Raw genomic sequence first — 11271 nt, 5'->3', positions numbered from 1 at the left:
AGCAAACCATGAGGTCAAATGCCCCTATGCAGGCCGGCGACTCCGTCAAGAGCCCTGCTTGAGACCCATTCCCACGAGAAAAATCTCGGAAGACCGGTCGCGCGATGCCTTGGGCTTGATAGGCTTGACCACCTTGAAGGTCTGCTTGAACAGATCCACCAGCTCGTCATAGCCGCTGCCGTGGAACAACTTGACCACCAGCGCGCCCTCGGGCTTCATGTTGTTGATCGCAAAATCGACCGCCATCTCGATGAGCACCGCAACCCGCGCCCCGTCAGTGGCGCCATGGCCCGACAGATTGGGCGCCATGTCCGAGACCACCACGTCGGCCTTGCCGCCTCCCATGGCCTCTTCAAGCTGCGCCAGCACCGACTCTTCCCGAAAGTCGCCCTGGATGTAGTGCACGCCCTCGATGGGCTCCATGGGCAGCAGGTCCAGCGAGATGATGCGGCCGTTGAGTTCGCCTGCCGCCGCACCGCTGGGCGAGAGACGACGGCGCACATACTGACTCCAGGCGCCGGGCGCGCAACCCAGGTCCACCACGGTGTGACCGGGCTGAATCAGCTTGAGCGACTCGTCAATTTCCTTGAGCTTGTAGGCCGCGCGGGCACGATAGCCATCCTTTTGGGCGGCTTTCACATACGGGTCATTGATGTGATCGTGCAGCCAATTCTTATTGACCTTCTTACTTTTGGTTTTCGTTTTCATGCCTGAATTCTCGCAGCCTTGATAATACGGGTATGCCCCAAATTGAATTAACTCCCGCGCAGCGCCGGGAACACCGCGCCGAAGCCCACCATCTGGACCCCGTCGTCCTCATCGGTGGCGATGGTCTGACCACTGCCGTTCAAAAGGAAGTGGACGCCGCACTCAATGCCCATGGACTGATCAAGGTCCGCGTTTTCGGCGACGACCGTGCAGCCCGCGAGCAGATCTATCAACAACTTTGCGACGAGCTGAACGCCGCTCCCATCCAGCACATCGGCAAGCTGCTGGTGCTGTGGCGCCCGATTCCCGAAAAGGAAAAGGCCTTTGACGAAGACCGCATGCCCGGTCCTCGCGACGTCAAGGTGCTCAAGTTCGGCCGCGCCGGCCAGAAGCCCGAAGTCAAGCAGCTGCGCGTGCTCGGCAACCAGCGCCTGACCGCCGGCGGCACCATCAAGCGCGCCAAGCCCAAGCAGAAGTCGGTCAAGAAAGGCCGTCAGGACTGATCTGCCGATCCGCCCTGTCTGCCCGCCCACCTGCCTTTTTTCTTCGCCTAGACCACCAAGCCATGGCTCAGACCACACAGCAGCAACGCCACATTCTTTGCATGAAATGGGGCACCAAATACGGCCCGGAGTACGTCAACCGACTCTACGCCATGGTGCGCCGCCATCTCAGCGGAGATTTTCGCTTTGTCTGCCTGACCGACAGCACAGAGGGGATTCGCTCCGAAGTGGAGTGCTTGCCCATCCCCGACCTGAACATTCATCTGGCTCCCGGCCAGCGTGACGGCGCCTGGAAGAAGCTCACCACCTTCGAGCGCGACCTGCACGGTCTCAAGGGTCAGGCGCTGTTCCTGGACCTGGATGTGGTGATTGTGGGCAGCCTCGACGAGTTCTTCACGCTGCCCGGCGACTTCCGCATCATTCACGACTATCCGCGTTTCTGGCGCTTTGGCGAGCGCATTGTCGGCAATTCTTCGGTCTACCGCTTCGAGCTGGGTGCCCATGCCGATGTACTGGAGCATTTCCGTGCGCACACCGAAGAGATGCGCGCCAAGTACCGCAACGAGCAGGAGTACCTGTCGCACTTTCTGCACAAGCAGGGCAAGCTTGACTACTGGCCTGCCGCCTGGTGCCCCAGCTTCAAGTACTACTGCATTCCGACCTGGCCCACCAACTACTGGAAGGAGCCGGTGCCGCCGACCGATGCTCGCATCGTGATCTTCCATGGCGAAGTGAACCCGCCCGATGCCCTGGAAGGCCGTCGCAACAAGCGCTTTCGCCATATCGAGCCCGCCAGGTGGATCGAGAAGGCCTGGGGCTGACTGGCTGCCGGTGCAGCCGCAAAAACAAAAGGCGTTGACCGCAAGGTTCAACGCCTTTTTTGTGGCCGCCTGATTGCATCAGCGCGCGGCTGACCTGCCGAACAGGCTCAGCGGTACCTGGCATCGACCAGCGGATGCCCCTTCATGCGAGAGAGAATGGACAGCGGGCTGGCTGCGGGGTTGTATTCGCTGCCAGGCGGCAGAAACAAGGTCTGCTCCAGCATGTACTGCCCCGACATGACGGCATGCACTGCCTGATCGGAGAAGCACACCCAGGTGGAGCCTGCCGCGAAAGGCACGGTCTCCTGAGGCGCATTTTTCTGATAGTCGGGATCGCCCTTCATGCCGTCATGCAGCTGCAGCATCAGATGGTCGTATTCGCTGCGATAGGACTTGGTCACATGCAGCAGCTCCAGCGCCTTGGCCTGCCAGGCGCTGTAGGGCTTGGCACGCGGCACAAAACGCTTGGCCACATCGGTGAACGGCTCACCCACTCGCCAGACCCGGGGCTGGCCATCCGGGTTGACATTGGTGAAGACGCGCAAAATGCGCTCGCCATAGTTGGGCCGCGAAGGAAAGGCATCCACATGCATGCGCTTGTCGTCCGCACGCCAGGACTGCGCCCGCGTTTCCACCTGCGAAGGGCGGTAGCTGGTGGGCGCCATGCGCACCACCGGCATATAGGCAGGAAACAGGCCTGCGATCAGCGCCGTGGCCTGCTCGCGAAAGCGTCCGACCATGGCCGACACCTGGGCCTGCACGGCCTCGTCGCCCGCCACGCCCTTGATCGAGCCATCCACATTGAGGCTGATATTGCGCGTCTTGGGATCGCGCACATCGGGGCGCAGCAGCGTTTTTTCCTGCTCGGAGAGCTGAAAGCTCAGCTGTGGGAAATACAGCACCTTGCCGGCTTCGACGGCAGCAGTCCATTCATCGCACCCCTGGACGTTGCTCCAGTCGGTCGCGTCGATTTTTACGATTTGAGATTCCATGGCTTCGGCAGTGTACTCCCCGCAACTGGCGCGGGCTTGCACTGGATCAAGCCGGCTTGCGAGCAGCCGCCACACGCCACAGCACGACGGCGGCGCACAGCCACTGCAGCGCATACATGCCGGTGCCCACGCTGTGCCAGAGCCTGAGGTTCTCACGCGCCACAATCTTGGGCGACACGCCATACTGCACCAGCAGCGCCAGCAACATGCCTGCGATCACAAAACCGATAGCTGCTTGCGCCCATTGCTCAAGCTTTTCAGCATGTTTTCGCTTTGAAAACACCAGCAAAAGAGCGCAACATGCTATGGAAATCCAGGTCTGCGCCGCAAACAGCTTGGCTGCCATGAAACCCGCCAGAGCCGGCGTGGGCAGATGAGCAAACAGCATGGGCACGGCCACAAAGCCGATGGCGCTCAGGCTGCCCCACCACAGAGCCGCAAAAAAAACAGGCAAGCGTTCAAACATCATGGTGAAATTTCAGCATGGCAGAGCGCAAACCAGAGATGCCGGGCAAGAGCTGCCTCGCGGCGGGGCCGCCCAGGCAAGGGCATCGTCCCCTCCTGCCGCGCGAAGCGCGTAGAGGGAGGGGAAGGCGCGCAGCGCCTCAGGGGTGATCAGATGTACTTTATGCCTACGATCTCGTAGCGACGCTCGCCGCCCGGTGCCTGCACCACGGCGGTATCGCCCTCTTCCTTGCCGATCAAGGCGCGCGCAATGGGGCTGGATACATTGATCAGGCCGTGCTTGAGGTCAGCCTCGTCCTCGCCCACGATCTGGTAGGTCACGGCCGAGCCGCTGTCTTCATCTTCCAGATCCACGGTCGCACCAAACACCACACGGCCGCCGGCGTCCAGCTCGGTCGGGTCAATGACCTGCGCTGCGGACAGCTTGCCTTCGACCTCGATGATGCGGCCTTCGATGAAGCCCTGCTGCTCCTTCGCAGATTCGTATTCGGCGTTTTCGCTCAAGTCACCCTGAGCACGGGCCTCTGCAATGGCTTGAATGACCGCGGGACGATCCACAGTCTTCAGGCGTTGCAGTTCCACCTTGAGCTTTTCTGCTCCGCGCTTGGTGATTGGGATGGTGGCCATGATCGAGTCTCCAAATTCAGCAAACGCCGCGCCCAGCGCGGCACCTCTCGCACAGTCCTGAGTGACAACGTCAAACAGGGGCCTGTGCCCCAAAAGCAAACCGCCGCACGTTGCCGCGCGGCGGTTCAAATACATTACCGCAGATTATGCCGTGTTTGCTGCGGCACAAATCCGGTAAAAACCCGCCAGCCTTTACGGGCTGCTTCGGGCGTCAGGCTTTTCAGGCCTTGGTCAGCATGGCATGCAGCTCTTGCACCGAGTGCACGTCCAGACTGCCGCGCATGGCCTTCATGCCTTCGACGGCCGCTTCAGCGCCGAAGATGGTGGTGAAGGTGGTCACGCGTGCCAGCAGCGCGCTGGTACGGATCTGGCGCGAGTCGGCGATGGCGTTGCGACGCTCTTCCACGGTGTTGATGACCAGGGCGATTTCGCCGTTCTTGATCGTGTCCACGATGTGGGGGCGGCCCTCGGTCACCTTGTTCACGGTCTGCACCTCGACACCGGCCTCGGCAATCGCCGCAGCCGTGCCGCGTGTGGCGCACAGGCTGTAGCCCATGGCAACCAGTTCCTTGGCCACGGCCACGGCACGGGTCTTGTCGTTGTTCTTCACCGACAGGAAGACCTTGCCTTCGGCAGGCAGGTGCACGCCGGCGCCCATCTGACTCTTCACAAAGGCTTCGCCAAAGGTCTTGCCCACACCCATGACTTCACCGGTGGACTTCATCTCGGGGCCGAGAATGGTGTCCACGCCAGGGAATTTCACGAACGGGAACACGGCTTCCTTGACGCTGAAGTAAGGCGGTGTGACTTCCTTGGTGATGCCCTGCTCGGCCAGAGTCTGGCCGGCCATGCAGCGCGCAGCCACCTTGGCCAGCTGCACGCCGGTGGCCTTGGAGACGAAAGGCACGGTGCGCGAGGCACGGGGGTTCACTTCCAGAACGTAGATCACGTCCTGGCCGTCCGCCTCCTTGATGGCGAACTGCACGTTCATCAGGCCCACCACATGCAGGCCTTCGGCCATGGCTGCGGTCTGGCGCTTGATTTCAGCGACGGTTTCGGCCTTCAGGTAGTAAGGAGGCAGCGAGCAGGCGGAGTCACCGGAGTGAACGCCGGCTTGCTCGATGTGCTCCATCACGCCGCCGATGTACACGGCGCCGGTCTTGTCACGCACGCAATCGACGTCGCACTCGATGGCGTTGGACAGGAAGTGGTCCAGCAGCACGGGAGAGTCGTTGGAGACCTTCACGGCTTCGCGCATGTAGCGCTCCAGATCACGCTGCTCGTGCACGATTTCCATGGCACGGCCGCCCAGCACATAGGAAGGACGCACTACCAGGGGATAACCCAGGCCGGCAGCCTTTTCCAGGGCTTCGGCTTCGGTACGCGCAGTGGCGTTGGGAGGCTGACGCAGACCCAGTTCGTTGAGCAGCTTCTGGAAGCGCTCGCGGTCCTCGGCGGCATCGATCATGTCGGGCGTGGTGCCGATGATCTTCACGCCTTCGCGCTCCAGACCCAAGGCCAGCTTCAGAGGCGTCTGGCCGCCGTACTGCACGATCACGCCTTCGGGCTGCTCCACGTCCACGATTTCCAGCACGTCTTCCAGCGTCAGGGGCTCGAAGTACAGACGATCGGAAGTGTCGTAGTCGGTGGACACGGTCTCGGGGTTGCAGTTGACCATGATGGTTTCGTAACCATCTTCGCGCATGGCCATGGCGGCGTGCACGCAGCAATAGTCGAACTCGATGCCCTGGCCGATCCGGTTGGGGCCACCGCCCAGCACCATGATCTTCTTCTTGTCCGTGGGAGCTGCTTCGCACTCTTCGTCATACGTGGAGTACATGTATGCGGTGTTGGAAGCGAACTCGGCAGCGCAGGTGTCCACGCGCTTGAACACAGGGCGCACCTTCAGCGCCTTGCGCGCTTCGCGCACGGCCTTGTCGCTGGTGTGCAGCAGCTTGGCCAGGCGGCGGTCCGAGAAGCCCTTTTGCTTGAGGGTGCGCAGGGTCTGCGCATCCAGAGCCGCCAGAGCGCCTTCGCCCTTGGCTTCGTAGAGCTCGTCCAGCTCGAGTTCGATCTTGACGATCTCTTCGATCTGCACCAGGAACCACTTGTCGATCTTGGTGATGTTGTGCACCTCGTCCAGCGACCAGCCGGCAGCGAAAGCGTCACCCACATACCAGATGCGGTCGGGACCGGGCTCGCCCAGTTCCTTTTCCAGGATTTCGCGATCCTGGGTCTTTTCGTTCATGCCGTCCACGCCCACTTCCAGGCCGCGCAAGGCCTTCTGGAAGGATTCCTGGAAGGTACGGCCGATGGCCATCACTTCACCCACGGACTTCATCTGCGTGGTCAGGCGGTTGTCGGCAGCGGGGAACTTCTCGAACGCGAAACGCGGGATCTTGGTGACCACGTAGTCGATCGAAGGCTCGAACGACGCGGGGGTTGCGCCACCGGTGATTTCGTTCTTGAGCTCGTCCAGCGTGAAGCCCACGGCCAGCTTGGCCGCGATCTTGGCGATGGGGAAGCCCGTGGCCTTGGAGGCCAGTGCCGAGGAACGCGAGACGCGCGGATTCATCTCGATGACGATCATGCGACCGTCCTTGGGATTCACCGAGAACTGCACGTTGGAGCCACCCGTGTCCACACCGATTTCGCGCAGGACGGCCAGAGATGCGTTACGCATGATCTGGTATTCCTTGTCGGTCAGTGTCTGGGCCGGCGCCACGGTGATGGAGTCACCGGTGTGCACGCCCATGGGGTCCAGGTTTTCGATGGAGCAGACGATGATGCAGTTGTCAGCGGTGTCGCGCACCACTTCCATCTCGTACTCTTTCCAGCCCAGCAGAGATTCCTCGATCAGCAGCTCGTTGGTAGGCGAAGCCTCCAGACCGCGCTTGCAGATGGTTTCGAATTCTTCGGGGTTGTAGGCAATGCCGCCGCCCGTGCCGCCCAGCGTGAAGCTGGGGCGAATGACGGTGGGAAAACCCATCTGCTTTTGCACGGCCCAGGCTTCGTCCATCGAGTGGGCAATGCCGGAGCGCGCGGAGCCCAGACCGATCTTGGTCATGGCGTCCTTGAACTTCAGACGGTCTTCGGCCTTGTCGATGGCTTCGGGCTTGGCGCCGATCAGCTCGACCTTGTACTTGTCCAGCACGCCGTTCTTCCACAGGTCCAGCGCGCAGTTCAGCGCGGTCTGGCCACCCATGGTGGGCAGGATGGCATCGGGACGCTCCTTGGCGATGATCTTCTCGACCGTCTGCCAGGTGATGGGCTCGATGTAGGTGACGTCGGCGGTGGCCGGGTCGGTCATGATCGTGGCAGGGTTGCTGTTGATCAGGATGACCTTGTAACCCTCTTCGCGCAGGGCCTTGCAGGCCTGCACGCCGGAGTAGTCAAACTCGCAGGCCTGACCGATCACGATGGGACCGGCGCCAATGATCAGAATGCTTTTAAGGTCGTTGCGCTTAGGCATTTTTGTGTTTCTCCATCAGCGCTGTGAAGCGGTCAAACAGATAGCCGATATCGTTGGGGCCGGGCGATGCTTCGGGGTGACCCTGGAAGCAGAAGGCAGGCACATCGGTGCGCTCCAGGCCTTGCAACGTGCCGTCGAACAGGCTGATGTGCGTGGCGCGGGCATTGGCGGGCAGCGACTCCAGCTCCACCGCAAAACCGTGGTTCTGGCTGGTGATGCTGACGCGGCCGGAGTCCAGGTCCTTGACGGGGTGGTTGGCGCCGTGGTGGCTGTTTTGCATCTTGAAGGTCTTGGCGCCGGAGGCCAGAGCCATGATCTGATGACCCAGGCAGATGCCGAACAGCGGCTTCTTGGCGGCCATGATCTCTTGCGCAGCGGCAATCGCGTAGTCGCAAGGCTCTGGATCGCCAGGGCCGTTGGACAGGAACACGCCGTCCGGATTCAGGGCCAGCACATCCTTGGCGGGCGTCTGGGCGGGCACCACGGTCACGTCGCAACCGCGCTCGGCCAGCATGCGCAGAATGTTCTTCTTCACGCCGAAGTCGTAGGCCACGACCTTGAACCTGGGCGATTCGAGCTTGCCGTAGCCTTGGCCCAGCGTCCACTCGGCCTCGGTCCATGGGTAGGACTTGTCGGTGGACACGACCTTGGCCAGATCCAGCCCCTTCATGCTGGGGGCGGCCTTGGCGGCGGCGATGGCCTCGTCGATCCTGGCCTGGGTGACTTCTTCACCAGCGGCCAGACCCACAATGGCGCCGTTCTGCGCGCCTTGATCACGCAGCAGTCGCGTGAGCTTGCGGGTGTCGATGTTGGCAATGGCGACGGTCTTACCTTCGCTCAGGTAATCGGACAGCGTCTGGGTGCTTCGGAAGTTGCTGGCCAGCAAAGGCAGGTTCTTGATGATGAGACCTGCGGCATGGATCTTGTCAGCTTCGACGTCTTCAGGATTGACACCGTAGTTGCCAATGTGCGGATACGTGAGCGTCACGATCTGCTGGCAATAGCTGGGGTCGGTGAGGATTTCCTGGTAGCCGGTCAGCGAAGTGTTGAAAACGACTTCGCCAACAGTGGTGCCTTGCGCACCAATCGAGTTGCCAATAAAGACCGTGCCGTCTGCGAGCGCCAGAATGGCGGATGGGAAATTTCCCTTGAGAGACAAAAGCACTGGGTTCTCCGGTTTTTTAATTACGGTTACGCCCAACGAAGCCCCGGCATGTGTGCGGGGACATTTGTGTCTGCAGGGAATGGCGAGGAAGCGTCGCTAGGCGTATGAAGGAATGCTTGGGAGGGTAGGGACAGTTCATTGCTGAACCATCCCCCCCTAAGAACCGGACTTGCGACTTTCACCGCATCCGGCTCAAGCACAACAAATTCAGCCCCGTTAAAAGCGCTCCATTCTACCTCAGCGCGGTTAATCCGGGGTGAACCCTAAGCCTATTCAGGCCGGTTTCGCTACCTGCAAACCCAAGGCATGCAGTCGTCTATGACAGACCGGATGCAGTAGCACCCGATTGGAGAGGTTGTCTGACCCGCCCATCACCTTGTAAACAATGTGGTGGTCGTGCCAGCGTTCACCATCCTCCAACGGCTCCGCACAAAGTGCGCAACGCCCATTTTGGCTGATATACAGCATCGACGTTTCATACTGGTACGCCATGTTTTTCAACATGCGTTTCGTTCGCAACGTCTCGCCATACACCTCCCAGGCCGGGTCAAAGGGGTTGTATTCCCCCTTGATCTTTTCATGCCTCACGATCTCTGTATCCGCAAGCTTCAGCAGCTTGATCATGAGTGGGCCATCCGCCTTTTTCACAGTTGCAGCAAACTCGTCCCGGTCCTTGATGCGCCGCCAGTAACGGCTTTTGCACCAAGGGTGGGACTTATTCGGATGTCGCCTTCTCGTCCAGCGCACCAGGCGCCAGTAGATCAAGCTGTCCATCCGACTGAAGGTTTCCTTCGCCACCACCGGTTGGTGGTACCGCGCCCAGCCCCGAAGGATTGGATTCAGTTTGGCAATGAGATCCTCCTGCTTCGTTGATAGGTGTGTTTTCACGATTTCGCTGACCTTGCGATAAAACGTTTGCACGTTCTTCTTGCTCGGCTTGATGAGGAGTTTTCCGTTGTATTTACGGAAATTCCACCCCAGGAAATCGAAACCCTCGTCTATGTGTACGACCTTGGTCTTCTCCGGCGACAGTTGCAGACCTCGTTGTGCGAGGAAGGCTTCTATCCACGGTTTGATTTCTGTTTCCAGCACCTCTCGCGAGATGCCGGTCACCACAAAATCGTCGGCGTACCGGATCACATGGACTTTGAGTCCTTTGGCTTTTGTCTTCCCGTATTTCGCAACCAAGTGCGCTTTCAGGTCGGTTTCCAGCCCGTTCAAACACATATTCGCCAAGGTTGGCGAGATGATGCCGCCTTGCGGCGTCCCTTCTTCAGTCGGCGAGAGGCGGCCCTTGTGGACTACCCCGGCTTTCAGCCACTTGCGCAAGATTGCCTTGTTCATGGGAACTTGACGCACCAGCCACTCATGGTTGATATGGTCGAAACAGCCTCGAATATCTGCCTCCAACACCCAAGCAGCCGCAGACCGCTGAGAGGTGGTGACAAATATCTGGCCCATGGCATCTGCCGTCGAACGATTTCTCCTGAAGCCGTAGCTATTCGGATTGCTCGTGGTTTCCGCCACCGGTTCCAGTCCAAGCAGGTGTAACGCCTGCATGGCCCGATCCAACATCGTGGGAATGCCCAGGGGGCGCGCCTTTCCGTTGGACTTGGGGATGTAGACCCGCCGCAATGGCTTGGGCTTGTATCCCCGCTGCTGCTTCAACCTTCCAATCGCCGCCCGTTTCAGGGCAGGAGAATCCCAAAGCTGACGATCGACTCCCGCCGTTCGCTTGCCTTGGTTTTCAGTTACACGTCTTACCGCCAGAGCCCTGGCGGAAAACGAGTGGTTTAAAGACCGTTGCAGAGCTTTCACCCTGCGCCAATCCTTGTCCAGCGTTGCCTTCGCTATGCGTTGCTGCGTCGTTCTCACAAACTGCTCGACACGGTGCCAATCGATGGCATGCCAGTCTTGCGGTTCGCGTGAGGACGCAGATTCGCCGTCGCCGGTGAGTTTTCTCATGCTTTCCTCCTACCGAGTTGAACCCTCAGAGGACGCACGTCTCCCCGAAGGGATACGCACAATCCCTTCGGGCTAGGTTTAAACAAATGCAGTCGCGAGCGACGGTTGCACCAAGTGGAAGTGGGCACGCTTTCGCGTAAGGGCTTGAGCCCCTATGCCACCCATTACAGGCAGCCATTCGCTTTTTCCACCATCCCATACCCCCTCATCCAACAGGTTGCCTTACGGCTTCCCTGCCAGCACGCTTGCGCGTGCTGGCGGATAGTGGGGCTTACCACGTTCCCTGACTTGCCGACACGGGCGATTCGCATCGCTGCATGTCTATCCGGTTAGGACTCATCTCTCCTGGGGCTGAATTAACGTCGACGTGTGTCTTAGCTCTACAAACACAGCCATCAGCACACTTTTTAGTTATGGCTTATCAGCAGATTTAGCCATTCAATGGTTACCCAGGTTCAAGCGATGATTCACTTTATGTTGCCCATGCGGAACTAGCCTGGCCCCTCTACCGCCCTTCTGCTGGCAGTGTCTACATCCGCCCTCACGGGTTAGG

General features: G+C 60.1%; 9 protein-coding genes. 2 read left to right on the top strand and 7 right to left on the bottom strand.

Annotation, left to right across the window (positions count from 1 at the left end; genetic code table 11):
- Positions 1 to 45: 45 nt before the first annotated feature.
- The gene (locus tag QYQ99_RS21425; RefSeq protein ID WP_302089924.1) at positions 46 to 708 is read right to left on the bottom strand and encodes an RlmE family RNA methyltransferase; all 663 of its coding nucleotides are present in this window, start codon (positions 706 to 708) and stop codon (positions 46 to 48) included.
- Between the two features lie 32 nt (positions 709 to 740).
- On the opposite strand from QYQ99_RS21425, the gene QYQ99_RS21420 reads away from it, so the two are divergent.
- Entirely contained in the window at positions 741 to 1211 is a 471-nt protein-coding gene (locus QYQ99_RS21420; protein WP_003067342.1) for a YhbY family RNA-binding protein, read from the top strand.
- A gap of 62 nt (positions 1212 to 1273) precedes the next feature.
- On the top strand, positions 1274 to 2032 hold the full coding sequence (locus tag QYQ99_RS21415) for a glycosyltransferase (protein ID WP_302089923.1): 759 nt from the start codon (positions 1274 to 1276) through the stop codon (positions 2030 to 2032).
- Positions 2033 to 2139: 107 nt separating this feature from the next.
- Here the strand turns inward: QYQ99_RS21415 and QYQ99_RS21410 are convergent, their stop codons facing one another.
- The 6 genes from QYQ99_RS21410 to ltrA all read right to left on the bottom strand — a co-directional run bounded on the left by QYQ99_RS21410 (position 2140) and on the right by ltrA (position 10718).
- Complete coding sequence (locus QYQ99_RS21410) at positions 2140 to 3024, bottom strand: Kdo hydroxylase family protein (protein ID WP_302089922.1); 885 nt, start codon at positions 3022 to 3024, stop codon at positions 2140 to 2142.
- Positions 3025 to 3070: 46 nt separating this feature from the next.
- On the bottom strand, positions 3071 to 3490 hold the full coding sequence (locus tag QYQ99_RS21405; protein WP_302093236.1) for a DUF4149 domain-containing protein: 420 nt from the start codon (positions 3488 to 3490) through the stop codon (positions 3071 to 3073).
- A 149-nt stretch (positions 3491 to 3639) separates the two neighbouring features.
- Positions 3640 to 4116 (bottom strand): transcription elongation factor GreA, encoded by a 477-nt coding sequence (greA, locus tag QYQ99_RS21400; protein WP_302089921.1) that lies wholly within the window; start codon positions 4114 to 4116, stop codon positions 3640 to 3642.
- 220 nt (positions 4117 to 4336) lie between these two features.
- On the bottom strand, positions 4337 to 7588 hold the full coding sequence (gene carB, locus QYQ99_RS21395; RefSeq protein WP_302089920.1) for a carbamoyl-phosphate synthase large subunit: 3252 nt from the start codon (positions 7586 to 7588) through the stop codon (positions 4337 to 4339).
- Positions 7581 to 8753, bottom strand: a complete 1173-nt coding sequence (gene carA / locus QYQ99_RS21390) for a glutamine-hydrolyzing carbamoyl-phosphate synthase small subunit (protein ID WP_302089919.1) — start codon at positions 8751 to 8753, stop codon at positions 7581 to 7583. The genes carB and carA overlap by 8 nt, the downstream gene beginning before the upstream one ends.
- A gap of 273 nt (positions 8754 to 9026) precedes the next feature.
- Positions 9027 to 10718 carry a group II intron reverse transcriptase/maturase gene (gene ltrA, locus QYQ99_RS21385; protein WP_302089918.1) on the bottom strand — a complete coding sequence of 564 codons (1692 nt, stop codon included), beginning with the start codon at positions 10716 to 10718 and terminating at the stop codon, positions 9027 to 9029.
- Positions 10719 to 11271 lie beyond the last annotated feature (553 nt).

It is taken from the genome of Comamonas testosteroni, from assembly GCF_030505195.1.
GTDB classification, from domain to species: domain Bacteria; phylum Pseudomonadota; class Gammaproteobacteria; order Burkholderiales; family Burkholderiaceae_C; genus Comamonas; species Comamonas testosteroni_G.
Note: the sequence above shows the minus strand (reverse complement) of the source record. Positions and strands in the feature narration are given on the sequence as shown.

Excerpts from the sequence above, each read along its gene's own strand:
- QYQ99_RS21425 (WP_302089924.1), bottom strand. The coding sequence starts at position 708 with ATGAAAACGAAAACCAAAAGTAAGAAGGTCAATAAGAATTGGCTGCAC.
- QYQ99_RS21420 (WP_003067342.1), top strand. The coding sequence starts at position 741 with ATGCCCCAAATTGAATTAACTCCCGCGCAGCGCCGGGAACACCGCGCC.
- QYQ99_RS21415 (WP_302089923.1), top strand. The coding sequence starts at position 1,274 with ATGGCTCAGACCACACAGCAGCAACGCCACATTCTTTGCATGAAATGG.
- QYQ99_RS21410 (WP_302089922.1), bottom strand. The coding sequence starts at position 3,024 with ATGGAATCTCAAATCGTAAAAATCGACGCGACCGACTGGAGCAACGTC.
- QYQ99_RS21405 (WP_302093236.1), bottom strand. The coding sequence starts at position 3,490 with ATGTTTGAACGCTTGCCTGTTTTTTTTGCGGCTCTGTGGTGGGGCAGC.
- greA (WP_302089921.1), bottom strand. The coding sequence starts at position 4,116 with ATGGCCACCATCCCAATCACCAAGCGCGGAGCAGAAAAGCTCAAGGTG.
- carB (WP_302089920.1), bottom strand. The coding sequence starts at position 7,588 with ATGCCTAAGCGCAACGACCTTAAAAGCATTCTGATCATTGGCGCCGGT.
- ltrA (WP_302089918.1), bottom strand. The coding sequence starts at position 10,718 with ATGAGAAAACTCACCGGCGACGGCGAATCTGCGTCCTCACGCGAACCG.